The organism is Mycobacteroides sp. H001 (genome assembly GCF_001440005.1).
Taxonomy (GTDB): domain Bacteria; phylum Actinomycetota; class Actinomycetes; order Mycobacteriales; family Mycobacteriaceae; genus Mycobacterium; species Mycobacterium gwanakae.
In genome coordinates this window covers 138,296-160,983 of record NZ_LJYH01000024.1, presented here as the reverse complement: position 1 = coordinate 160,983, position 22,688 = coordinate 138,296, and the positions used below count along the sequence as shown (strand labels likewise).

Below are 22,688 nucleotides of genomic sequence, written 5' to 3'. Positions count from 1 at the left end.
CTAGCTGCGCCGCGCCGTGGTGGCTTCTTGATTCCTGATCGGTCTGGTGACGTGCTTGGCGACGCACGCCGGGATTCCTGCGACGTGCTCTGCAGAGCGCTCTCGGTACACACTGGGCGGAACCCCGACCAGTTCGGCGAAACGCGTGCTGAAAGTGCCGAGCGATGAGCCACCGACCGCGAAGCACACGTCGGTGACACTCATGTCTCCCCGCCGCAGCAGCATCATGGCCCGCTCGATCCGTCGGGTCATGAGGTAGGAGTATGGCGACTCCCCATAAGCGCTCTTGAACTGGCGGCTCAGGTGCCCTGCGGACATATGAGCATCGCGGGCCAGTTCTTCGACGTTCAGCGGCTGCGCGTACTCACGGTCGATCCGGTCGCGTACCCGGCGAAGACGCGCGAGGTCGCGCAGGCGCTGCTCCTCGCCTGCATGGGTCACAGGCGGGATTCTATCGGCTAGATCAGACCCAGCAGACTGATATCGTCGGCGTACTTGAGGATCAGCTCCTTGGTGACATGCGGGATCTCACCTGGTGTCTGGTCCAGGCCGCCGACCTTCGCCTCTCGCACTGCTCCGCTGAATTCGGCTGTCGGCAGTGCACTTCCGTCGATCGCCGACTGCGGATTCTGGTACATCTTGAGCAGCGGTAGCACGGACTGCTGGCGCTGTTGCTCGGGCAGCCCCTTGAGGGCCGTCTCGAACCGCGTCAGCCACTGGCCGTAGTCGTCAATGCGGGCGATCTTGTACCCGGCCTCGATGAGCCAATCCACGAAGGTATCCATCGAGACGCCGTCGTGGTGGGGGTTGAACACATCGAAGCTGTGGTAACCATCCGTCACATTCACACCGCCGATCGCAGTGATCGAAGCAGCCGTGAAATCACCTGGGACGCCGTCATAATGGGCGCGCTGACGATTGCCTTCGGCATCCAATTCGTAGAAGCTGCCCGGTGCGACGCCGGTGAGCAACAAACTCTGGATGGTTCGCGTGAACACGTCGGTGACATTGAGCTGACCGTGGTACTCGCTGTGGGCCAGGATCATGTCGGACCGGAACACTCGCACCGGCAGCCCCGCCAGGTCATGGGCCTCACGGAGCAGCACCTCGCCGGCCCATTTCGAATTGCCGTACCCGTTGGCGTAGCCATCGTTGATCTGCCGCTGCGCCGACATCTCCCTGACATCGGAGTCTTCCTCGAACTGCGTCACCGGGATCTGATCGGCGATGCCGACCGTCGACAGATAAGTGACCGGCTTGAGCCGTTCGGAGATCGCCAACTTGATGATCTCGGCGGTGCCCGCCACATTGGGGCCGAACAGCTGGCTGTACGGCAGCACATGGTTGACCAATGCACCGGAATGGACAATCAGATCGACATCTCCGGCCAGCTTCTGCCAAATATCCTGGGAAAGACCCAGGTTCTGGTCACCGAAGTCACCGGCGATCACTTCGAGGCCCTGCTCCGCGAGCTGACGGTAGTGCGCCGACAGCTTCGGGTCTCCCGACTCATAGACGGCATCGAGGCGCGCACGGGCGGCCGCGGCGTCGGTACCGCGGATGAGTGCGTATACCTTTCCTCCGGCGGGAACCAGCCGTTCGAGCCAGTCCAGTACCAGCCAGCGTCCTAGCCAGCCATTGCCGCCCGTCACCAATACGGTCTTCACGTCCGCAGTAGGTGGTTGAATTTCCTTGGCCGCCTTCAACACCGACTCGTCGATGAACTTTTCGAGGGTGAGTTCGGCTGCGTTGATAACCGTGGCATCTCTGCCGTGGACCGATGCGAACGTCGGCTGCGTCGCGCCGCCAGTGCGCTGTGCCTCGATGTGCCGGGCGATGGCAGCGAGATCATTGGCGACGCTGTTGATGACACCGACCGGAACGTCCACCTCGAAGATGTCGCGCAGCAATTCGGAGTACGACAGCGCCGAAAGCGAGTCACCGCCGAGGTCAATGAACCGGACATCGGGGCCCAGGTCTGCCGCTGACGCCCCCAACAGGGCCGCAGCGGCATCGGTCACGGTATCGAGCACCGGACGGCCCGCCGCCTCCCGCGCCAGCTCGCGTAGACGCTCGTTCTGACTTTCGGCCAGGTCGGCGTACAGCGCCTCCAGCCGTTCGCCGTAGTGCTCCTTCAGCTTGGGGCGCAACAGCTTGCGGGCATCCGATAGCAATCCGGACTCGACCGTGAACGGCACGGTCTCAACGATGAAGTCCCGGGGGATTTCATAGGACTGTAGCTCCGCACTCTTGGCGACCTGCTGCAGTGAATCCTGGATTAACGGCTTGAGCGCATCCGGCGAATCCGCATATCGTTCAAGGGCTTCCGGAGTGGGCACGACAACGGCCAGCAGGTACGAACGCTCGCTATTGCCGTACACGAAGATCTGCCGAACCAGCGGGCTACCGGTGTAGGCGGCCTCCAGCTTGGACACCGCGACAAACTCACCCTGAGCGAGCTTGAGCACGTTCTTGACGCGGTCGAGGTACTTGAGGTGGTCCGGCCCCAACTCGGCGACCACGTCGCCGGTCATGTAGAAGCCGTCTTCGTCGAAGACATCCGCCGTGGTTTCGGGGCGCTTGTAGTAGCCGGGGAACATGGTCTCCGACTTGATGCGCAGCTCACCCCGCGGATGCGGGGAATCCGTTGTGAAGTAACCAAGTTCGGGAACATCAACAAGCTTGTACTCGGTGACCGGAGGGCGCTGCAAGACACCGTCACGCCACACTGCGCCGGCCTCGGTGGAACCGTAGCCGTCGAGCATCGCTACCTGCAGCAGCGACTCCATGAAGTCATTCATCTCGGGAGACAGTGGCGCAGAACCAGATCCGGCGTTGAGCACACGCCCACCGAAATCTTCCTCGCGGATGCGCACCTTGATCTGTTCGGCGATTTCGGCATTGCTTTCGCCGGGTGCGAGCGAGCGATCCAGCTCGGCCTGGTACCGCTGGAAGACCATCTCCACCACCCGCGGCACAAACAGCACCTCGGTGGGACGGATGAGCGCGATGTCCTCGAAGAACGTCGACAGGTCGCTGGACGCGATGTAGTAGGCCGTACCGCCGCCGGAGAGGGTGCCCATCAGAGTAAGGCGGCCCGCGAGGTGGCTCATCGGCATGAAGTTGACACCGACGGATGGGATCACCGTTGTGGTGAGCCACTTCTTCTGCCACAGGTTGGCAACCAGCCACTGCGGGTACATCGCCCCCTTGGGGGTACCGGTGCTACCGGAGGTGTAGATAAGCAGGCGCAGCGCGTCGGGATCTTCGCTGGGCTGTGGCGCTGCGGGAAGCTCACGGCCACGGGCGATGGCATCACCCAACGAATCGATGGTGATCGTCCGCCCGGCCGTCTCCAGCCGGTCACGCACGGCGCTCAGTGCCGCACGATGGGCATCCGCCTCCGGGTGGTAGTCGAACACCGACAACAGTTGCACGGACGGCGTCGCGAGCACTGATTCCACCGCGGCTTCGAGGTACTCGACGCTGGCGGCGAACACCGTGGGCTGCGTCTCTTCGAGGATCGCGTTGCGCTGCTGCACGGATGCGCCGGTCTGCAACGGCACCGAGACGGTGCCCAGACGTAGCCCCGCGACATCCAATGAGGCGAAGTCCGTGCTGGTGAATCCGAGCTGTGCGACGAAGTCCCCGTCACGAATTCCCTGTGCGTACCAGGCGGCGGCGATGGCCTCGGCACGATTCCACAGCTCACGGTAGGAGGTCGTGACGAACTCGGTCTTCAGCGCCACGGTGGTCACACCGTGCTCGTCGGTCACCAATTCGACAGCGCGCTGCCCGAGAGCCGGGCGATCCCCATAGCCCTCCAGTAGCCGCCGGATCAGCTCGATGAGCGTCAGGCCGGGTTCGTTGACCGCGTCGGACACCGTGTCATCGGGCAGGAGGGCCTGTAGCTGCGGGTCGTTGGACACGACCTGCGCGACACGTCGTTCGAGCTCTTGCTGATCGGCGAGGTCGGGCGTCGTGGTTGCGGCGGGTGTGGAAATCGTTTCAGTCATGCCTAGACACCTCAGTAGTCGATGTAAGTACGTGGGGGCGGTTACGCCTACAGAAGAAAAGTACATACCTACGCTAACTATTCCCTGTGAGCGTGCGGCTCTCCCCTCCCGCCGAGCGGGCATTCATGCTGGTCCAGGCCGAGCGGTCCAGCACGGATGTCACCGCGGGGTGAGGAGCGTCACTCTCGCAACGCCTGTGGTGCATGCTCTCGCACCAAGGCCAGCAGCTGCCGCCGTGAGGGGTTCACCACGGCATGCCCCGCGACGTCGACAGTCGGCACCGTCTCGTTGCCGTTGGCGACGGAACGCACGTAGGCCGCCGCCTCCGCGGACTCCCAGATGTTGACCTGCGTGTAGCGAAGTCCGCTGAAGCGCAGCGCCGCCCGGAGTTTGATGCAGTAGGGGCAGCCCGGTCGCCAGTACAGGACAACCTCGTCAGAGGCTGAAATGGGCTTCGTCATGACCCATGTCTACACGCGCTTCCCCGCAGTGACACCTGGCTTGAGCGTGTAGATGTCGTCGATCGCGATGACGACGGCACAGCGCGGGTACTTCAGACCGCGCTCCTGCGCGAACGCGACGGCATCGTCGAACGCGGGCCCCGACTCGTGAACGTGGGCTGAACCGACGAACCGGTAGCCGTCCAACGCTTCGCGATCGATCACCGCGACCGAGACCTTCGATCCCGCATGAATATTGGCCAAAGTCTGCCCACCGGTGTTCTCGTTGAAAATCAGCGAATGCTCGTCCCGGACCCGCAGGGAGCGTTTGGGCCCGATGTTGGGGGTCGTGCCGTCGGTCACGGTCGCAAGAATCGCCAGCTGGGAACCGAGCATCCGCTTCATGTCATCGGTGAGCGTGGGCATAGTGGGCGTGACCTCCTGGAGTGGTTGTACTGGAACGAGATTCGGAATAGGCGGCGGTGGTGTGCAGGCCCGGGCGGTGTCGAGTAGTCGCCTCGTATCACCGACCGGAGCCGTGCGCATCAGCACCGAGAGCAGGTGCAGCAGACCCTCGGACACCACGAGCGGGCGCTGGCTGGTCCGTAAGATACCCGCCGCGGAAACCTTGTCTCCCTGAGCGATTGCTTGAGCTATCGCAACCGTCTCACACCAGGACGCGTGTCGGGGCCCCAGATCCATCTCATGGTTTCGGGTCACCTAACTATATTATTTGGAATGTCTAACTACGTCTAGTGCTCGCTTCCGCGGCGGCACCCCGCTCCGGTCGCGCCGTTCCCGTGGGGTGGTCGCTCCCCACACCCCGAAAGATTCGCCCGCCGCGATGGCGTACCTACCGCACGGGTCCCGCACCGGGCAATTCCGGCAGATCTGTTTGGCGCGTGCCTCCCGCAGGCTTCGGGCCCTTCCCCGTTCGTGATCCGGCGAGAAGAACAGATCGGTCGACATGCCACGGCAGCGCGCCCACTCAAGCCACTTCATTTCCGCTACCCCACGATCGTCTGCGCGACTTTGACACCGACCAGCACCACGGCCAGCACGAGGTAGCCACGGAGAGCCACCATTCCCGCGGTACGCAGCGGCGACCACGTTGGGCGTTCCAGCGTGTCCAGCGCTGGGGTGCGCCAGGTTTCACGCTCCTGCCGCAGGACTTCCCGCCGCAGTACCCGATCACGCGGCGCGGACTCGAGGTCCCAGATCTCCGCGGGATCCAGTCCCCCGAGATCGCTGGCCGTGACACGAGCGCCAGCACGCTCGGCCTGCTTCTGCATCGCGTAAATCACCAGTCCACCAACGACTCCGGCAGCGACTCCGGCCCCAAAGAACATCTTGAGCTGTTGGGTCGTCAGGTCCGGGAAGAATGTCACCGCGGTCAGCGACAACGACAGCAGTACCAATGACCAAACGATCACTCCCGCAACGATGTTCTGGCGCACGTTGTTGACCCACGGCCCCAGGACCGCCTTGTCGTTGCACAGCAGCACCAAGAACACCGTCGCCGAGGGCAGCAACACGCCGGCAAGTGCCTGCACCCCCTGGGTGAGGACACCCAGCACCGGATCCGGGCTGAACGACACCGCCGCGGCTACCGCGAGCAACGCGCCATAGCCTAGGTAGAAGGTGGGTGCCTCGCTGAGCTTCCAGTGCAGCGAGTGGCGCTTGCCGAAGGTATCGCCCAGCGCATAGGTGGTGGCCAAACCCACCGCGTTGGCGCCGATGAGCGAGGCATCCAGCAGCAAGAGGGCGAAGAGCGCACCCACCGTAGGGCTCACATGCTCGTGCAGCAGCCGCGCGACGGCACCCGCGTCGGTGAAATTCCCGACAGCGTCGGTACCCGCCAGGCCGAATGCGGCAGCTCCCATGATGCACATGGCGCCGACCATCACCACGACGATCCCGATCGCCAGATCGATTCGCTCGTAACGGATCCAGCGCGGTGTCAAACGCTTGTCCACGATGTTGGACTGCTGAAAGAACAGCTGCCACGGTGCCACCGTGGTACCCACGATCGCGACGATCAACATCAGCAGCTCGGCGTTCAGCCCACCCGGAAACGACGGAACGAATCCGGAGGCCGTTTCGGCCAGCGTGGGCCGAACCAAGACCACCATCGGAATCATCACCACATTGAGTGCGATGAGCGCGAACAGGAATCGCTCCCAGCGCCGGAACGATCCTCCGGCGATCACCGCGAACAACAACACGGCAGCCAGCGGCACCGAGATCCACCGGGGAAGTCCGAAGTAGCTCAACGCCATCGCCACCCCGATGAATTCGGTCACGATCGTCAGCGCGTTCACCACAAACAGGTCGCCGACGCTGAACGCACCCCAGAACCGTCCGAACCTGGTGAAGATAAGCCGCGCATGCCCCACCCCCGCGACCGCACCGAGCCGGACCACCATCTCCTGATTCACATAGAGAACGGGAATCAGCAGGGCCAACGTCCATATCAATGCCATGCCGTAGTTCTGTCCAGCCTGGGCGTACGTGGCGACGCCTCCCGCGTCGTTGTCGCCGACCATCACGATGAGGCCGGGGCCCAAGACTGCCAACAACATCCGGAATCGCTGCCGCCTACTGCGGCCCTCGGAGCTCTCATGCTGCCCGATGGTGCCCAGGGCGCCGACGATGTCGCCGACATGCGCGCTATCCATGACGGCGCTGGTGGGCGCTTGGGTGCCGTCGTCGTATCGGCGGGAAACGCCGTTGAAAAATGCCATAGCAGATGCCGCCCTTCTCAGGGTTCGGTCCACTGCGGACGATTCCCGCACACGGCAAATCAAGCCTGGCGCAGTGTTTTTCGCGACAGGTCAGGCGTGAGCGGTACCGCAGCGGAAGGCTGGGAACACGTGTATGTGCTGGTCTAGGCCAGGTTGCCGACCCGGACTGGGATACGGACTATCGCCGGACTGCATGTCGTCCCTCACCTCCTCGCTGCCAGAGCGGCTGTGCCGCAACATCTTCATGTCAACGCACGTCAAAGGCGCCCAGACAGGAGAGAGCGCCCGCCAATGAGCGGGCCGACCACCTCTCTCGTCAGAGCTTCGGCACTGCACGACGTAATCCCCAACGGGAAGCCACCTCGGATCACCCCTTAGGCCGGGGAGATCTGTCCTAACCCTGGGCGTCTCTCGACGTCGTCGGATCAGTGGCCTGTGTTCGTGCAGGAGCCTCGCCTAGCGAGGTGCTGACGCGCGTTACTGTATGCCCGAGTGCTGCTGTGCGTCAACGCAAACCCTAATACCCCACAATTTCTTGACGGTACGCGCCGCAATCAGCCGAGGTCCCCGTACTCGTCGAACCAGTACGCGAGCTTGCCGCGCCGACTCACCGCACGCAGTCGTGACTCGGTCAACGCTCGCGCCTTGCTGGTGGTAACGATCATCAATTCATCGTCCGATTCGATCCTGGTGTCCGGTAGCGGAACGAAGGTGTTGCCCTGCCTGATGATCAGGGTGACGACAGCCGGATCGGGTAATCGCAATTCGAGGATGGTGACATTGCGTAACCGGGAATCCGACTGCACCTTCATGGTGAGCAGCTCGGCGTCCAGCACATCCAAAGGTGCTGCCTCGACTTGGATTTCACGGGTGGCTTCCCGAGTGATCAGGCCGAGCAGACGCGCGACGGGCCGCAAGCTTGGCCCCTGCACCAGGGTGAAAACCACCACCAGAACGAACACGATATTCAGCAGACGGTAACTGTTCGGCACGCCCTCCACGATCGGGAAGGTGGCAAGAACGACGGGCACCGCACCGCGCAAACCTGCCCAGGACAGAAAGGCCTGCTCGCGCCAGGGGATTCCGAAACCGACAAGTGATCCCACCACAGACAGCGGCCGGGCCACCAGCAGCAGCACGAGCCCGACGACGATTGCCGGAACCAGGTCGCCCCACAACTCACTGGGATTGACCAGCAAGCCCAGCAGCACGAAAAGACCTATCTGAGCCAGCCAACCGAGCCCCTCTGCGAACGATCGGGTAGCAGACCGGTGCGGTAGACCGGAATTGGCCAGCACCACGGCGGCCAGATAGGCGGCGATGAATCCGCTGGCGTGCACGCTGCCAGAGGCCGCGAACGCGACCAGACCGATACCGAATGTCGCGATCGGGTACAAACCCGACGCGGGCAGCGCAACGCGGCGCAGTGCGATCGCCCCAACAAACCCACACACCAAACCGATCGCAGAACCGGCCAGGAGTTCATACACGATCTGAACAACGGCACTCTTCGGCTCGAATACGAAGGGCACGATGCTGAACATCAAGACCAGAATCACGGCGGGAGCGTCGTTGAATCCGGACTCCGCCTCCAGCAGACCCGCTAGCCGGCGCGGCAGCGGCAGCACCCTCAGAACGGAGAACACGGCCGCGGCATCGGTGGAGGACACGATGGCGCCCAACAGCAATGCCAACTGCCAATCCATACGCAACAACACGTGCGCACCGACGGCGGTTACCACCGTGCTGATCACCACCCCGACGGTGGCCAGCGCACCGGCGGGTGCGAGCACCTTACGAATGTCGGAAAACCGCGTGGTCAAACCACCCTCGACGAGAATGACCGCCAGTGCTGCGGTGCACACATTCCGGGCCAGTTCCACGTTGTCGAAGTCAAGCCCGAGCCCGTCTTCGCCGAGCACCACACCCACCAAAAGAAAGAACAAAAGGCTGGGGAACCCGATACGCGTAGCCACCCGAGTGCCGACAATGCTGGCGAGCAGCACAAGCCCACCGATAAGCAAGGCCAGGTACAGCTCGTGCAGGCTCACGTCATTCCCGTCGGTCGACTCTGATTAATAGGGCACGATAGCGGGATGGTGGAACGGAAGATGCGAGTCGCTGTTGCCGGCGCCGGCAAGGTCGGCCGTTCCGTTGCCCGCGAGCTGCTCGACTACGGCCACAAGATCCTGCTGATCGAACGCGAGCGCAGCAACTTCGATCCGCACGCGGTGCCCGGGGCCGACTGGCTCAACGCCGATGCCTGCGAGCTGGAGACTCTCGAAGAAGCAGGGATCGAGACCTGTGACGTGGTTGTCGCCGCCACCGGTGACGACAAGGCAAATCTGGTCGTGGGCCTGCTGGCCAAGACCGAGTTCGGTGTGCCCAGGGTCGTGGCCCGCATCAACGACATCCGCAATCAGTCGCTGTTCGGCGCGAACTGGGGCATCGATGTGGCAGTCTCCACGCCCGGCGCCATGGTGGCGAGTATCGAGGGCGCGATCGACATCGGCCATCTGGTCCGCCTCATGGGGTTGCGTGAGGGCAGCGCGGAACTGACAAAACTCACCCTGCCGGAAGACAATCCGTTGGTGGGACAGCGCGTAGCCAACCTGGACTTGCCGCCAAACACTGCACTGGTCACCGTGATTCGGAATGGAACCGTTGTTGTACCCAAACCAGAGGACATCTTGGAGGCCGGGGACGAGATGCTCTTTATCGCCAACAGTGCGGTCGAGGCCGCGGTTCGCGCAGCAATCCATGGAGCTGCGGTGTCACCCGACAGATAGGTGGCTACACGCTGAGCAGGGCCAGTTCCTCGCGCGCCCGCCGCTCCACCAGCAGTGGAACATAGTCACGCAGCGGGCTGTCATCGAAGCGGGAGTGCTCGGCCCTAACCACCGCCTCGACGATGTCGCGAGTCAGATTCGGATGCCGCCCATGAAGCTGTTCCACGAGCTCGCCGATCCCTACCTGCCTACCGAGTACCGCCACAGGGACAAAATTTGCACTACGTTTACAGTTTCGTCAACTGCCGAAATTGACGTCGACGACGGCCAGCCAAGGGCTCCGCAACCGAGTTTGTAGACTCGGATGACGGACCTTACGGAGGTGGATGTCACGGTGCAGGTCGTCTGTAATTCGTTGATCACCTGCGTATCTCGCAGTGTTTGGACCGACCTCCTGGTAGCTCGATGAGCACCGCGACCGTAGTCGGCAGCGGTCCCAATGGGCTAGCCGCAGCAATTACCCTCGCCCGCGCGGGGATCTCTGTCACTGTGTTGGAAGCCACTGATGAACCCGGGGGCGGGTGCCGCTCCTCGGAGATGCTCCACCCCGGGCTCATCCATGACCACTGTGCGGCCGTGCACCCGATGGCCATCGGGTCCCCGTTCTTAACCAGCCTGGATCTGGCTCGCCATGGTGTGCATTGGCTGCTGCCCGAGATCGACTGTGTTCACCCCCTCGATGACGGCTCGGCGGGCGTGCTGCTCCGGTCAGTCGAGGACACCGCCGCACAGATGGGGCGGGACGGCAACCGTTGGCGTGCGTTGTTCGGCTCTCCCTCGCGGCATTTCGGCACCCTCGTGGAAGACATCACCGCGCCATTGCTGCGGATGCCCAGCCACCCGGTCCAGATGGCGCGATTCGGAATACCCGCCGCCCTGCCCGCCTCAGCCATTGCACAACTGCTCCGCACTGAACCGGCTCGCGCACTGTACGGCGGCGTCGCCGCGCATGCCTTCCGGCCATTGCACTACCCCATGACTGCCGCGGTGGGTCTCGGAATCATGACGGCCGGCCACCACTACGGCTGGCCCGTCGTCTCCGGCGGCACCGGTTCTCTCGTCGACGCCATGATCACAACGCTCAGAGACCTGGGCGCACAGGTGCACACGGGCGTTCGCATCGATGACGCCGCGCAACTACCCGCCGCCGATCTCACGCTCTTCGACCTTGAACCACGCTCTGTAGCAATGATTCTCGGTGATCGGCTGCCCCGGCGAGCCGCCCGAGCGTTCACGCGTTTCCGGCACGGGCCCGGCGCCTTCAAGGTCGATTTCGCGATCGAGGGCGGCGTGCCGTGGACCGCACTCGCCGCCCGACGGGCAGGCACTGTGCACCTCGGCGGGAACTACGCCGAGGTAGCCTCAACCGAGCGGCAGATCCACGCAGGCGCCATGCCCAAGCGCCCCTTCGTCCTTGTCGGCCAACAGTATCTGGCCGACCCGCAGCGCTCCTCCGGCAATATCCACCCGTTGTGGACCTACGCGCACGTGCCATTCGGTTACACCGGAGACGCCACCGAGGCGATCATCGGGCAGATCGAACGATTCGCGCCCGGGTTTCGCGAACGGGTCGTAGGTCTGGCAGTGCGCTCCACCACGGAGATGTCGGTGTACAACGCCAACTACGTGGGCGGAGACATCATGACCGGCGCCAAGGACATTCGGCAGCTGGTATTCGGCCCCCGCGTCGGGCTCGCCCCATACAGCCTTGGCACATCGGGCATGTACCTCTGCTCGGCGGCCACACCGCCCGGCCCAGGCGCTCACGGCATGTGCGGTGTACATGCCGCGAAGACCGCGCTCAAACATCTCCCCCGATGAGGGGCGACGGCGTATGGTTGACACCGTAAACAAAATGTAGTGCGTGGGAACCCGCACGGAACGAGGTGAGCGCCATGATCGTCCTCGGGGCCATCCTGTTGGCTGCCGGTTTCTTTCTCGACATTGGATGGTTGTGGACCGGCGGGGTTGTGCTCATCGTCATCGGATTGATCCTGATGGTGGCGGGCCGCATGGGGCACGCCATCGGTGGCCGTCGCCACTACTACTAAGAGCCGCAAAGGAGTACACCATGCGGTACGCAGGATTGTTGCTCGCCGTCTGGCTGATCGTAGGGGCCATCGCCGTCGCTCAACGCGGATACTTCACCAACAGCCCGCAAACCTGTGCCAGCGCGGGAACCATCGCGCTGACTGTGCTCGCCGGTCCGCTCAACTACGCGGGACTCAATCCGACAGTCAGTCAGTGCAACATCCCGCAGCCAAGCCCGTGAACCACTCAGCCCGGCTCTGATCTGATCGCCGCACCCACCCGAACCAGCACGTCGAGCTGCGCCGGGTTGAACAGGTCCAACAGTGCCCGCGCCACCGTGCGTTCGGCAAATTGCTGCCCGCGCGGAGCGTCCGCGGTCGAATTCAGCATCCCCGGGTGATCGGCGTAGAGCTTCCGGGCATGTGAGGACATCCTGGCCGCGAGATCGGCGCGCGTCTGCTCGTCGGCGTCCGACGCCAGATTTTCCAGCTCGCGGTCGAGATCGCGGTCTTGCTGGTCCAAGAACATCCCGATGAAAGCCTGCAGCCCTTGCGGACCGAGCACCCGGGACATGACGAATGCCAGCGAGCGGTCGGTATCGGTGAGCTCCATAGCGACTGCCGCGGAGCCGAATTCGGGCGGCATGTCGGCCGGCACCTTGCTGGACAGTATTTGACCAAGCTCGTCGCGGATGCGTTGCAGCCGTTCGATGGTCGCGGCGAGTTCTGCGTCCAGTGCCCGTAACGCCTCTTGCGGATCCTCGTCGGCCTCATCCATCTCCGCGATCTGCTTCAAGGAGAGACCCAGCCCCGTAAGACGTTTGATTTGCAGCACCCTGACCAGGTGTGCGACTCCGTAGCTCTTGTAGCCGTTCGACCGACGTTTCGGCTCATCGAGCAGGCCGATGTCGTGGTAATGGCGCACAGCACGCAGGCTGGTGCCGGCGAGCTCGGCAAGCTCCCGCGTACTCCAGCCCACCGTTACTCCTTCTGCATCTGCCGACATACCGCCCACTGGACACTATGCCGCTGCGGCATGGTCAACATTCGAAACCCTCGGCTACCAGCAACTCCCGGGCCAACGCTCACGATCTGGTTTGCCACATTCTGATATTAGGGTACCCGAAGAATTCATAACGGTGCCTACTAGCTGCTAATTTTCCCATTTCAAGTGCATCACGCAGGGGTATCAATCTGTTGCTGAGCGCACGTGGCGGTGCTAACTTGGTCCCGTGCAGACCACCGCCAACGTGACCACCGTGCCCGGTGCGCTGCGCCGTCAGCTCCTGCGGTCGGTGTTCATCACGGCGTTGTTCATGGCGCCCGCACTGATCACTCGGATCGGTGGGTTGCATCCGAATCCGGTAGTAGCTCTCGTGATCTACGGCGCTGCGGTGGTAGCCGCCAGCTTCGTGTTGGCCTGGGCCGCGGAGGCCGCGCAGATCGACGTCTCCGGCGGCCTGGCCATCGCGGTACTGGCCCTGATCGCAGTACTGCCCGAATACGCCGTCGATCTCTACTACGCCTACATCTCCGGCCAGGTCCCCGAGTACGGCCAATACGCCGCGGCGAACATGACCGGCTCGAACAGGTTGTTGATGGGACTGGGCTGGCCCGTTGTCGTTCTCATCGCACTCGCGGTGGCGCGCAAGACATCCGGTCGCCCCACCAACCTGCTGTCGCTGGAGCCTTCTAACCGCATCGAGCTTGGATTCCTGCTCGTGGCCGGGGTCGTGGCGTTCGCGATACCGGCAAGCGGCCAGATTCACCTCGTGCTGGGCATCGCACTACTGGCCTGGTTCGGGTTCTACCTGTTCACGATCAGCCGCGGCGAAGCCGAGGAACCGCAGTTGGTGGGCACCGCCGCAGCCATCGGCATGCTGCCCAAACACATGCGCCGCAGCACCGTGGTCACGATGTTCATTCTTGCCGCGTCGATCATCCTGTTGTGCGCAGAACCCTTCGCCAACAGCCTGGTAAGCGCCGGAACGCAACTGGGCATCGACCAGTTCCTGCTGGTGCAGTGGTTGGCGCCGCTGGCATCCGAAGCGCCCGAGTTCATCATCGCCGCGATTTTCGCCGCGCGGGGCAAGGGAACCGCCGCCATCGCCACCTTGATCTCGTCCAAGGTCAATCAGTGGACGCTCCTGATCGGTTCGCTCCCGATCGCCCATCTGGCGGGCGGTGGCGGCTACTCCCTGGTGCTCGATGCCCGTCAGGTCGAAGAAACCCTGCTGACCGCCACACAAACCATGATGGGTGTGGCCCTGATCCTCGCGCTGCGATTCCACCGGGGCACCGCGTGGGCGCTACTGGCATTGTTCGTGATCCAGTTCCCTATCACCTCGACCCATGGCCGGCTGATCCTCTGCGGCGTGTACGCCGTCTTGGCGGTCGCCGGCTTGATCGTCAACCGCAGGCACGTCATCGCGACACTTCGCGCGCCATTCAGCAGGTCCGCGACCCCACAGTTGACTGTGCCGTAGCGGCATAGTTTCTCCTGGTGTTACTCCGCCACACCGAGAGGAACACCCACCGTGCTGCCCAAGCTCATCACCGTCGAGGAATTCTTCGATCCGCCGGTTCGCGCATCCGCATCGATCTCACCCGACGGCACCAAGATCGCGTACCTGGCACCGAGGAAGAACCGGCTCAACGTATGGGTCCAAACCCTCGATGACGACAACAACGCCGCCGCACGCTGTGTTACCTACGACGAAACACGCAGCGTCACAGGATTTCTCTGGGTCGATGACCCGCGCTGGCTGCTATATGTGCAGGACTCCGGTGGTGACGAGAACTGGCATCTATACCGGGTTGACCTGGACAGTCCCGGCACCCCGGCTCTCGATCTCACTCCGTACCCCGGCGTGCGTCTACTGGGCCTGGAGCAGCCCCACGGCCGTCCCGGAAAACTATTCGTTCAGCTGAACCACCGCAGGATCGACCAAATCGACCTGTACGAGCTCGATGTCGCATCCGGCGAACTGACCATGCTCGCTGAAAACCCCGGCAACGTCATGTCCTGGTTCTGCGGCCCTCATCATGAGGTGTTCACCCAATCGCTGACACCTGAAGGCGATATCGAGTTCTCCCGATACGAGTCCGGGGCGCTGGAGTCTCTCGTCATATACAACGGCGCGGACTACCCGGTCGGCATGCACCCGACACAGATAACCCCGGACGGTACCGGATTGTGGATGGGCTCAAGCCGCGATACCGATCGCACGCGTCTGGTCCGGCTCGACCTGGCCACCGGCGAGGAGTCGGTGATCGACAGCCACCCTTCGTTCGACCTCTCCGCTGCCCTAGGTCTGGCACCGGCGCTGATCCGGCATCGCAAGACCGGGGAGTTACTGGCCGTTCGCTATCTCGGTGAGCGGCAGGATATCCGGGTTCTGGATCCGGCCTTCGCTCCGGTGCTGGAAAAGCTTCAGGAGCTCTCCGACGGCGACCTCGCGGAGATCTCGTGCGACGAGAACGGCAACCGTTGGGTGGTCAGCTTCACCCACGACCGGGATCCCGGTGTCACCTACTTCTACGACCATGAGAAGGGCGAAAGCAGACAGCTGTTCCGTCCGTACCCGCATCTGGATCCGGCGACGCTGGCGCCCATGACGCCCGTGACGATCGCCTCGCGCGACGGCTTGAGTCTGCACTCCTACCTGACGCTGCCCGTGGGTGTGGAACCCGCAGGACTACCCCTGGTGCTGGTGGTCCACGGCGGTCCGTGGCACCGTGACAGCTGGGGATTCGATCCGTCGGTGCAGCTCCTGGCCAACCGTGGATATGCAGTGCTGCAGGTCAACTTCCGCGGATCCACCGGCTATGGAAAGGCATTCACGAAGGCGGCCATCGGCGAGTTCGCGGGCAAGATGCACGACGATCTGATCGACGCCGTTGACTGGGCGGTCAAGCAGGGCTACGCCGATCCGAGCCGGGTCGCGATCTTCGGTGGCTCGTACGGCGGTTACTCCGCACTGGTCGGAGTTACCTTCACTCCTGATGTCTTCGCGGCCGCCATCGATTACGTGGGCATCTCCAACCTGGCCAACTTCATGCGCACCCTTCCCGCGTTCGTCCGTCCGAACCTGACCAACAACTGGTATCGCTACGTCGGCGATCCCGCGGTGCCGGAGCAGGAAGCCGACATGCTCGCCCGCTCGCCCATCAGCCGGGTGGATCAGATCCGCACCCCGTTGCTGGTTGTGCAGGGCGCCAACGATGTTCGTGTGGTCCAAGCGGAGTCCGACAACATCGTGGCCGCACTGAGGGCCCGTGGCGTCGAGGTCGAATACATGGTGAAAGAGGACGAGGGGCACGGGTTCTTGAACCCTGAAAACCAGATCGACCTGTTTCTTGCGACGGAACGATTCCTGGCTCAGTACCTGGGCGGACGGCAGGTGTCGTGACCGAGGTTGTTGAGTTCTCAGACAAACCCCACAACAAGCCCACACTTCTCGAACAGGTCGGCGGACTATCCGGACTCATCTACGCCGGCCTACCGAGTGTGACTTTTGCACTGGGCAACAGTGCTTTTGGCTTGGCCGGTGCCATCTGGATATCCATGGCTACGGCGGGCACCGTCGCCGCGTGGCGGTGGTTACGCAACCAACCACTGCAGCCGGCAATCTCCGGGTTGTTGGGGGTGGCCATCTCGGTGGCCATCGCCTACCAAACCGGTTCGGCCAAGGGCTTCTTCCTGATGGGTATCTGGACCAACCTGATCGGCGCAGTCGTGTTCCTGGTCTCGGTCTTGGTGGGTTGGCCGCTAGCCGGAGTGATCTGGCACGGCTTCACCGGCACCGGGCACCGCTGGCGCAAAGACAAACCCTCGCGGTTCGCTTTCACACTGGCGACACTGACCATGGCGGCCGTTTTCGCCTCCAGATTTGTTGTGCAGGAATGGCTGTACGCCGCTGATTCGGTTGGCTGGCTGGCCATCGCACGCATCGCGATGGGCTATCCGCTCGCCGGAATAGCGCTTCTGGTGGTCATCTGGGCAGTGCGGCGTTCGAAGAGCCGTGCATCTCAGTTTGATTCAGCCAGCGCGGCAACCGATCACGACCAATGAGTTCACACTTGCTGGTCGCGGCCAGAGCCTGCGCCTGGCGGGTGAAATCCTGATTGCTGACCACCATGGTGCGGGTGCAGTCGTAATGCCGCGCCCCCGCAACGACCTCTTGAACGGCTCTGACACCCACTGTCTTCGAGTATCGCTTGCATTGGACGGCGACGACGTCACGCCGATTGGTGGCTATCAGATCTACGCCGTAGTCACTGGATGCCGACGTTGTCTCGATATGCCATCCGGCTCCGTGCATACGAGCCGCCACGAAGGTCTCGAAATCGACGCCGGACATCTCATCGATCTCGGAAAGCCCTGACATTGTCATATACCTGCGCAGCTGGGCTTCGTAACGACGCTGCGCCATGACATCGCCGAGCCCACGCAGGCCCCATCCCGCTCCACGCAGAATCAGATACACCGCATACGGCGAAGCCAGATAGCCGACCTGTGCCAGCGCGGCAAGCGCGGGGTCTGCCGTGCTCCGGTACACCAGGACACCGGGCCAGACAGCCAGCGCGATGATCGGCCCGGCAAGCACCACGATGATCAGCACGACCAGTGCACGCGAAAGACGGTGCCACCTACGAGCAGCCCTCCGTCTGAAACGCCGCAGCCTCATTGGATGGACTTTAAGCCAGCCCTCCGACACCCTGGGGGGAACTGGCGCCCGGGTACGCGGCTTCACGTCACCGCTGGCAATGGGGGCACCAATATGTCACGCGCGGCAGGGCCTGATCGCGCGTGATCCGGGTTCCGCAACGGCGGCACGGCCTTCCATGCCGACCGTAAACCCACAGTTCACGTCCGGGTCGCGGATCACCGGTCGTAGTCCTGCGATAGCTGTCCTTGTTCGCATGCAACAACGCATGGGCACGCTCGATGAATCGCTCGGGGTCGGTGAGGTCCCGTACCGGCGAGGTGGGCAGCATCCCAGCCAGAAAACACAGTTCGTTGGAATACACGTTGCCAATACCCGCCATGACTCTCTGATCGAGAAGCGTCGAACTCATCTCATCATCTGCTCGCGCCATCAATCCCTCCAAGGCGACGGACGGATCCCAATCTGCCCCAAGAAGATCCGGGCCCAGATGACCCACGATGTCGTTTTCCCGTCCCCGCTTGACCACATCCAGAACACCCAGGCTGACTCCGAGGGCCACCGAATCGTCCGTCCTCAGTAACGCTCTGATTCGATGGTCCCACGTGGGTACGGACTCCCGAGCGGACACGATTCGCCAGCTGCCATCCATTTTCAGATGCGAGTGAATGCTGGCCCAGCCGGCGCGAATGAACAGGTGCTTTCCGCGCGCAACCACGCCGTCCACGCGTTCTCCACTCAAATCGACGGTCGCGAAACGTGGGACACGGATATCGCAGCCCGTGAGCACCCGGCCGGTCAGCGCATCGCCCAGGCACCGCGCCGTTCGGAAAACCGTATCGCCTTCTGGCATTCCGAGGCCTCCTTGCGCTAGCCGTCACAGGCTACCCAACTCCGCACCGGCGTGATGGCGAAGCCGCTATACGCAAAGATCAGGCAGCAGAGACGGTCTCGTCTCCGACGGTTGCCGCATCGGAACTCTGGGCCCGTCCCCACCGTCCCGCTAGGGCCGCGCAGGTGATCAGTTGAATCTGGTGGAAGATCATCAGTGGCAGCACGATCAAGCCCACCGGGTGACCTGCGAACAACACGGTCGCCATGGGTAATCCGGTCGCCAAGCTCTTCTTGGAGCCGCAGAAGATCACGACAATGCGGTCTGCCCGATCGAACCGTAGTAGCCGTGCGGCCCCCGCTGTGACACCCAGTACCACCGCCAGCAGCACGATGCTGACCGCGAACACGGCCAACAAGCGGGAGATCTGCAGACCCTGCCACACATGCTCGACCATCCCGGCGCTGAAGGCCGCGTAGACCACCAAGTAGACAGATCCACGATCGACGACCTTGGTGAGCGTGGTGTGGGACAGGATTCGATACAGCTTGGGGCGCAGCAACTGGCCCGCGACGAAAGGCAACAGCAGTTGCACCACGATCTCCAGGATCGCGGTGGGCGAGACCGTCGCCTCCCCGGTGGTCTGCATCAGCAACATCACCAAGACCGGAGTCATGAAGACGCCCAACATATTCGACAACGAGGCGCTCACCACCGCGGCCGCGACGTTGCCGCGGGCGATGGATGTGAAGGCGATCGAGGATTGCACCGTCGAGGGCAACAGACACAGGTACAGCACACCGGTGTAGAGGTCGTTGGTCAGCACCGAGGGCACCAACAGCCGCATCGCCAGGCCCAGCAGGGGGAACAGGACATAGGTCGCGGCCAACACCGTGGTGTGCAGTTTCCAGTGCTTGAGGCCCTCGATCGCCTCGCGCGGTTCCAATCGGGTTCCGTAGAGGAAGAACAGCACCGCGATGGCGATCTTGGTTGCCCAGTCCAGGACATCGGCCGCGTCGCCGCGCGCGGGGAGCAGCAGCCCAATCCCCATGGCAGCGAACAGTCCGAGTAGGAATCCGTCAATGCGGAGTTTGGCCAGCCACGTCACTAGGCCACAGTACGAGCGCAGGAACTAATTATGAAAGCCGATAGAAGCGATATCTATGAACGCGTACCGTGATGGATGTGCTGGATCCTGAACTGCTGCGGACCTTCCTGACCGTCGAAAGAGCCGGGGGATTCACCGCTGCCGGACGTATTCTCGGGCTGCGCCAGTCGACCGTGAGCGGACATATCGCGCGGCTGGAGCAGTCCGTCGGCCGGGAGCTGTTTCGCCGCGATACCCGCAATCTGTCGTTGACCGCCGATGGTGCGGCGATGGTCGGCTTCGCCCGATCCATCCTGGACGCCCAGAGCCAGGCCGATCGCTACTTCGCGAGTTCGGAGCTGACCGGACTCATCCGGCTCGGCGCCTCCGATGACCTAGTGGCCCGTGAGCTGCCCGATGTCCTCGTCGAGTTTCAGGACTCCCACCCCGGTGTGGATCTGGAGCTGGTCGTGGGGCTCAGCGAGTACCTCAAGACACGCATGACCGCGGGCGAGCTGGATCTGATGGTGGCCAAGCGCCTGCCGGGTGAAAAGCATGGCGAATTGCTCTGGCGCGACAGGCTGGTGTGGGCTGGCCGGCCCAATACGCATGACGTGCGCGACCCGGTGCCCATCGTCACCTATCCCCCGCCGAGCCTGACGCGGCATGCGGCACTGCGCGCACTCGAGCGAGAAGGCCGCACCTGGCGCATCACCTGTGTGAGCGACAGTCAGCTGGGGCTGCGGGCAGCGGCCTTGGCAGGTATGGGTGTCATCTCACACGCCGAATCCCTTCTGCCCGAAGGCCTTGTCACGGTTCGCGATGACAGCCTGCCCGACCTTGGCGAGCTGGAGTTCGTGCTGGTGCGTCGACGCAGCGTGCTGTCCGAACCCGAACAGGCGTTGTGTGACGCGATCATCGCCAGCACGCACCGGCTACATCGGTGACCCCGCCCTCGGGCCCTAGACCGGTAGCGCGAAGTAGGCCAGCGACCCCACCGCAAGTGCCAGGAACACACCGGGGAAGGCGATATTGTGCAACACATTGCTGCGGATGTGTGCACCCACAGCGCCAATGAAGAACGCCACCAACCCGATTGCCGCGGCAAGGCCAATCGGGCGCACTCCGGCCAGCCCGATGATCAGGCCGGCCACCCCGGCTCCTTCGATCACCGCGAGATAGGGAATCCAGCGCGGGGCCAATCCCACTTCACCGGAGTTCTGCATCACGAACTGTGCCTTGGCGGCCTTGGCCACCACCTCGAATCCATTGGCGATAACGCAGATGACCGTAGTCACCCACAGCCCAGTACCGAGAACCGACATCAGCCCTCATACCTTCCCAGCACGGTGAAATGCTGGGGTGCAACAGCTTCAACCGCCCATCCGGCGACCCTGCTGCGGAAGTCGAGCGCATCCGGGATGCCCAGGAGTGGATTGTCGACCCCCTCGGCGAGCTGCAGCAGGAATACGAAGTCGGGGCCATCTCCGACTCTGCCTGCCGTGTAGGTCATGCCCGTGGGGGCCGCCGCGCTCACCGCCGTGAACAACGCCGCGATCGCATCCTCAACCTCGTGCACCCGTTCGGCATCTGTGCTGAAGCGGACCATCTGTACGCTCATCTGTGCCTCCTCTCTAGTCGGTTTCGTTGACCTCACCCCTCTTGACGACCGGCATGACGGAAAGGTGACCTCTCGTGGATCTCACGGAAAGATTCCAGGCCGCACGGCCACGGCTGCTGTCCGTGGCGCACCGGATCCTGGGTTCACACCACGATGCCGAGGACGCCGTACAGGCTGCGTGGATCCGGGCACAATCGGCCGACCTCAACGCGGTGGACAGTCTCGACGCGTGGCTCACCACGGTCACGGGCCGGCTCTGCCTCGATCAGCTACGGGTGCGCGAGCGGCATGGGGAGATTCCCCTGACTGCCGAACACCTCCCGGGCACGCAGCTCGGCGCGGACGAGGACTTCCTGAAGCGCGAGCAGGTTTCGCGTGCACTACTCGTGGTGCTCGGCGAATTGTCCCCCAAACAGCGCGTGGCCTACGTCTTACACGATCTGTTTTCCGTACCGTTCGAGGACATCGCCGCAGCGCTTGATACCACTGCCGCCTCTGCTAAGAAGCTCGCCAGCCGGGCGCGACTGCGCCTCGATAACGCGAACCCGGTGCAGACCCGCGACGTTCCAAACCAATCGGCGATCGTCGACGCCTTCCTGTCGGCCGCCCGCGGCGGCAACATCGAGCGCCTGATCACGCTGATGGCACCCGATGTGGTCCGCACGGTCGACCGCTCACTCATCCCCAGCGACGCAGCGACACTCGTGCAGGGCGCCCGAGCCGTCGCCGAGGAAACGCGCACCTTCGTCGACCGCATCGCCGTGGCGACAACGCTTTTCGTCGACGGCAGGCCGGGTGCCGTCATCGCGCCAGGCGGCCACCCCCTCGCCATCATCCGAATGGATATCCGCGACGGACTGATCACCCATATCGACATCGCGCCCTATGCGTGCAGCAGCGTTGAACTATCGATCTAATCTGGAATAGATCCAAATTAGACCAGGTTGCACCTGACATGCCGAACACAACCCGTACCCCCGAATCCGACGTCACCAACTTTCAGGCCTCCGCCACACTGAGCGCGAGTCTGCAACAGGTCCTGGTCGACCTGATCGAACTGCATCTGCAGGGTAAGCAGGCGCACTGGAACGTCGTGGGCAGCAATTTTCGCGATCTGCACCTGCAGCTCGACGAATTGGTCGACTTCGCCCGCGAATCGAGCGACACCGTCGCCGAGCGCATGCGCGCGCTCGATGCGCTGCCCGACGGCCGATCCGACACTGTCGCGGCGAGCACGACATTGCCGGAGTTTCCGCCCTATGAACGCAGCACCGGTGATGTCGTCGACCTGATCACCACCCGCATCTATGCCACGGTGAAGACGCTGCGCGCAGTACACGACGCGGTGGATGACGAGGACCCCACCACCGCCGACATCCTGCACCAGCTCATCGACGGCTTGGAGAAGCTGGCCTGGCTGATCAAGTCCGAGAACCGGAAGGTGTAGCCGGCTGAGCGAT

At 63.3% G+C, this 22,688-nt stretch carries 24 protein-coding genes and 1 riboswitch; of the genes, 10 read left to right on the top strand and 14 right to left on the bottom strand.

Annotated elements, in window-relative coordinates:
• The 7 genes from AOT83_RS07225 to AOT83_RS07200 form a co-directional block, all read right to left on the bottom strand.
• Positions 1-441 (bottom strand): helix-turn-helix transcriptional regulator, encoded by a 441-nt coding sequence (locus AOT83_RS07225; RefSeq protein WP_030097541.1) that lies wholly within the window; start codon positions 439-441, stop codon positions 1-3.
• A 17-nt stretch (positions 442-458) separates the two neighbouring features.
• Entirely contained in the window at positions 459-4,016 is a 3,558-nt protein-coding gene (gene car / locus AOT83_RS07220; protein ID WP_057964630.1) for a carboxylic acid reductase, read from the bottom strand.
• Between the two features lie 179 nt (positions 4,017-4,195).
• On the bottom strand, positions 4,196-4,477 hold the full coding sequence (locus AOT83_RS07215; protein WP_030097543.1) for a glutaredoxin domain-containing protein: 282 nt from the start codon (positions 4,475-4,477) through the stop codon (positions 4,196-4,198).
• Positions 4,478-4,486: 9 nt separating this feature from the next.
• Complete coding sequence (locus AOT83_RS27810; protein ID WP_030097544.1) at positions 4,487-4,882, bottom strand: pyridoxamine 5'-phosphate oxidase family protein; 396 nt, start codon at positions 4,880-4,882, stop codon at positions 4,487-4,489.
• Between the two features lie 303 nt (positions 4,883-5,185).
• On the bottom strand, positions 5,186-5,425 hold the full coding sequence (locus AOT83_RS26715; RefSeq protein ID WP_234797747.1) for a WhiB family transcriptional regulator: 240 nt from the start codon (positions 5,423-5,425) through the stop codon (positions 5,186-5,188).
• Between the two features lie 38 nt (positions 5,426-5,463).
• Positions 5,464-7,200, bottom strand: a complete 1,737-nt coding sequence (locus AOT83_RS07205) for an NRAMP family divalent metal transporter (RefSeq protein ID WP_057964629.1) — start codon at positions 7,198-7,200, stop codon at positions 5,464-5,466.
• Positions 7,201-7,501: 301 nt separating this feature from the next.
• Positions 7,502-7,671: riboswitch (M-box (ykoK) riboswitch) on the bottom strand.
• 83 nt (positions 7,672-7,754) lie between these two features.
• Positions 7,755-9,251: a potassium/proton antiporter gene (locus AOT83_RS07200; RefSeq protein WP_030097547.1), complete on the bottom strand. Its 1,497-nt coding sequence runs from the start codon at positions 9,249-9,251 to the stop codon at positions 7,755-7,757.
• 60 nt (positions 9,252-9,311) lie between these two features.
• On the opposite strand from AOT83_RS07200, the gene AOT83_RS07195 reads away from it, so the two are divergent.
• Positions 9,312-9,989, top strand: coding sequence for a TrkA family potassium uptake protein (locus AOT83_RS07195; RefSeq protein ID WP_057964652.1), 678 nt, complete (start codon positions 9,312-9,314; stop codon positions 9,987-9,989).
• A gap of 4 nt (positions 9,990-9,993) precedes the next feature.
• Here AOT83_RS07195 and AOT83_RS07190 read toward each other — a convergent pair whose 3' ends face one another.
• A complete protein-coding gene (locus AOT83_RS07190) occupies positions 9,994-10,194 on the bottom strand; it encodes a hypothetical protein (RefSeq protein WP_057964628.1) in 201 nt (66 codons plus the stop codon).
• A 200-nt stretch (positions 10,195-10,394) separates the two neighbouring features.
• Between AOT83_RS07190 and AOT83_RS07185 the strand changes: the two genes are divergently transcribed.
• From AOT83_RS07185 to AOT83_RS07180, 3 genes are all read left to right on the top strand, one after another.
• Positions 10,395-11,810: an NAD(P)/FAD-dependent oxidoreductase gene (locus AOT83_RS07185; protein ID WP_057964627.1), complete on the top strand. Its 1,416-nt coding sequence runs from the start codon at positions 10,395-10,397 to the stop codon at positions 11,808-11,810.
• Positions 11,811-11,884: 74 nt separating this feature from the next.
• Positions 11,885-12,040: a DUF6131 family protein gene (locus tag AOT83_RS27305; RefSeq protein ID WP_044105428.1), complete on the top strand. Its 156-nt coding sequence runs from the start codon at positions 11,885-11,887 to the stop codon at positions 12,038-12,040.
• Between the two features lie 20 nt (positions 12,041-12,060).
• The gene (locus tag AOT83_RS07180; protein ID WP_030097550.1) at positions 12,061-12,261 is read left to right on the top strand and encodes a hypothetical protein; all 201 of its coding nucleotides are present in this window, start codon (positions 12,061-12,063) and stop codon (positions 12,259-12,261) included.
• A 5-nt stretch (positions 12,262-12,266) separates the two neighbouring features.
• Here AOT83_RS07180 and AOT83_RS07175 read toward each other — a convergent pair whose 3' ends face one another.
• Positions 12,267-13,025 carry a MerR family transcriptional regulator gene (locus tag AOT83_RS07175; RefSeq protein WP_057964626.1) on the bottom strand — a complete coding sequence of 253 codons (759 nt, stop codon included), beginning with the start codon at positions 13,023-13,025 and terminating at the stop codon, positions 12,267-12,269.
• Between the two features lie 310 nt (positions 13,026-13,335).
• On the opposite strand from AOT83_RS07175, the gene AOT83_RS07170 reads away from it, so the two are divergent.
• From AOT83_RS07170 to AOT83_RS07160, 3 genes are read left to right on the top strand one after another with little or no spacing between them, the layout of a single operon-like run.
• Positions 13,336-14,505 carry a sodium:proton exchanger gene (locus tag AOT83_RS07170; RefSeq protein WP_232783273.1) on the top strand — a complete coding sequence of 390 codons (1,170 nt, stop codon included), beginning with the start codon at positions 13,336-13,338 and terminating at the stop codon, positions 14,503-14,505.
• Between the two features lie 51 nt (positions 14,506-14,556).
• A complete protein-coding gene (locus AOT83_RS07165) occupies positions 14,557-16,431 on the top strand; it encodes a S9 family peptidase (protein WP_057964625.1) in 1,875 nt (624 codons plus the stop codon).
• Positions 16,428-17,093 (top strand): DUF3159 domain-containing protein, encoded by a 666-nt coding sequence (locus AOT83_RS07160; RefSeq protein ID WP_057964624.1) that lies wholly within the window; start codon positions 16,428-16,430, stop codon positions 17,091-17,093. Before AOT83_RS07165 ends, AOT83_RS07160 begins: the two co-directional genes overlap by 4 nt.
• Here AOT83_RS07160 and AOT83_RS07155 read toward each other — a convergent pair.
• The 3 genes from AOT83_RS07155 to AOT83_RS07145 form a co-directional block, all read right to left on the bottom strand.
• Complete coding sequence (locus AOT83_RS07155) at positions 17,014-17,709, bottom strand: restriction endonuclease (protein ID WP_030097555.1); 696 nt, start codon at positions 17,707-17,709, stop codon at positions 17,014-17,016. The genes AOT83_RS07160 and AOT83_RS07155 overlap by 80 nt on opposite strands.
• A gap of 67 nt (positions 17,710-17,776) precedes the next feature.
• Entirely contained in the window at positions 17,777-18,541 is a 765-nt protein-coding gene (gene nei2, locus AOT83_RS07150) for an endonuclease VIII Nei2 (protein ID WP_057964623.1), read from the bottom strand.
• A 79-nt stretch (positions 18,542-18,620) separates the two neighbouring features.
• Positions 18,621-19,628 carry a bile acid:sodium symporter family protein gene (locus AOT83_RS07145; protein ID WP_030097557.1) on the bottom strand — a complete coding sequence of 336 codons (1,008 nt, stop codon included), beginning with the start codon at positions 19,626-19,628 and terminating at the stop codon, positions 18,621-18,623.
• Between the two features lie 71 nt (positions 19,629-19,699).
• Here AOT83_RS07145 and AOT83_RS07140 point away from each other — a divergent pair, with 71 nt between their 5' ends.
• On the top strand, positions 19,700-20,554 hold the full coding sequence (locus AOT83_RS07140; RefSeq protein WP_057964622.1) for a LysR substrate-binding domain-containing protein: 855 nt from the start codon (positions 19,700-19,702) through the stop codon (positions 20,552-20,554).
• A 15-nt stretch (positions 20,555-20,569) separates the two neighbouring features.
• On the opposite strand, the gene AOT83_RS07135 is transcribed toward AOT83_RS07140, so the two are convergent.
• Both AOT83_RS07135 and AOT83_RS07130 read right to left on the bottom strand, forming a co-directional pair.
• Entirely contained in the window at positions 20,570-20,932 is a 363-nt protein-coding gene (locus AOT83_RS07135) for a DoxX family protein (RefSeq protein WP_057964621.1), read from the bottom strand.
• Positions 20,932-21,228 carry a hypothetical protein gene (locus AOT83_RS07130; protein ID WP_057964620.1) on the bottom strand — a complete coding sequence of 99 codons (297 nt, stop codon included), beginning with the start codon at positions 21,226-21,228 and terminating at the stop codon, positions 20,932-20,934. The genes AOT83_RS07135 and AOT83_RS07130 overlap by 1 nt, the downstream gene beginning before the upstream one ends.
• Before the next feature lie 74 nt (positions 21,229-21,302).
• Between AOT83_RS07130 and AOT83_RS07125 the strand changes: the two genes are divergently transcribed.
• Positions 21,303-22,145, top strand: coding sequence for a sigma-70 family RNA polymerase sigma factor (locus AOT83_RS07125; RefSeq protein WP_057964619.1), 843 nt, complete (start codon positions 21,303-21,305; stop codon positions 22,143-22,145).
• Positions 22,146-22,183: 38 nt separating this feature from the next.
• Positions 22,184-22,675 (top strand): DNA starvation/stationary phase protection protein, encoded by a 492-nt coding sequence (locus AOT83_RS07120; protein ID WP_030097566.1) that lies wholly within the window; start codon positions 22,184-22,186, stop codon positions 22,673-22,675.
• Positions 22,676-22,688 lie beyond the last annotated feature (13 nt).

Coding starts and splice junctions, on each gene's coding strand:
- AOT83_RS26715 (WP_234797747.1), bottom strand. CDS start 5,425: ATGTCGACCGATCTGTTCTTCTCGCCGGATCACGAACGGGGAAGGGCC.
- AOT83_RS07140 (WP_057964622.1), top strand. CDS start 19,700: ATGGATGTGCTGGATCCTGAACTGCTGCGGACCTTCCTGACCGTCGAA.
- car (WP_057964630.1), bottom strand. CDS start 4,016: ATGACTGAAACGATTTCCACACCCGCCGCAACCACGACGCCCGACCTC.
- AOT83_RS07120 (WP_030097566.1), top strand. CDS start 22,184: ATGCCGAACACAACCCGTACCCCCGAATCCGACGTCACCAACTTTCAG.
- AOT83_RS07155 (WP_030097555.1), bottom strand. CDS start 17,709: ATGAGGCTGCGGCGTTTCAGACGGAGGGCTGCTCGTAGGTGGCACCGT.
- AOT83_RS07135 (WP_057964621.1), bottom strand. CDS start 20,932: ATGTCGGTTCTCGGTACTGGGCTGTGGGTGACTACGGTCATCTGCGTT.
- AOT83_RS07205 (WP_057964629.1), bottom strand. CDS start 7,200: ATGGCATTTTTCAACGGCGTTTCCCGCCGATACGACGACGGCACCCAA.
- AOT83_RS07195 (WP_057964652.1), top strand. CDS start 9,312: ATGCGAGTCGCTGTTGCCGGCGCCGGCAAGGTCGGCCGTTCCGTTGCC.
- AOT83_RS07130 (WP_057964620.1), bottom strand. CDS start 21,228: ATGAGCGTACAGATGGTCCGCTTCAGCACAGATGCCGAACGGGTGCAC.
- AOT83_RS27810 (WP_030097544.1), bottom strand. CDS start 4,882: ATGCCCACGCTCACCGATGACATGAAGCGGATGCTCGGTTCCCAGCTG.
- AOT83_RS07170 (WP_232783273.1), top strand. CDS start 13,336: ATGGCGCCCGCACTGATCACTCGGATCGGTGGGTTGCATCCGAATCCG.
- AOT83_RS07180 (WP_030097550.1), top strand. CDS start 12,061: ATGCGGTACGCAGGATTGTTGCTCGCCGTCTGGCTGATCGTAGGGGCC.
- AOT83_RS07175 (WP_057964626.1), bottom strand. CDS start 13,025: ATGTCGGCAGATGCAGAAGGAGTAACGGTGGGCTGGAGTACGCGGGAG.
- AOT83_RS07185 (WP_057964627.1), top strand. CDS start 10,395: ATGAGCACCGCGACCGTAGTCGGCAGCGGTCCCAATGGGCTAGCCGCA.
- AOT83_RS07215 (WP_030097543.1), bottom strand. CDS start 4,477: ATGACGAAGCCCATTTCAGCCTCTGACGAGGTTGTCCTGTACTGGCGA.
- AOT83_RS27305 (WP_044105428.1), top strand. CDS start 11,885: ATGATCGTCCTCGGGGCCATCCTGTTGGCTGCCGGTTTCTTTCTCGAC.
- nei2 (WP_057964623.1), bottom strand. CDS start 18,541: ATGCCAGAAGGCGATACGGTTTTCCGAACGGCGCGGTGCCTGGGCGAT.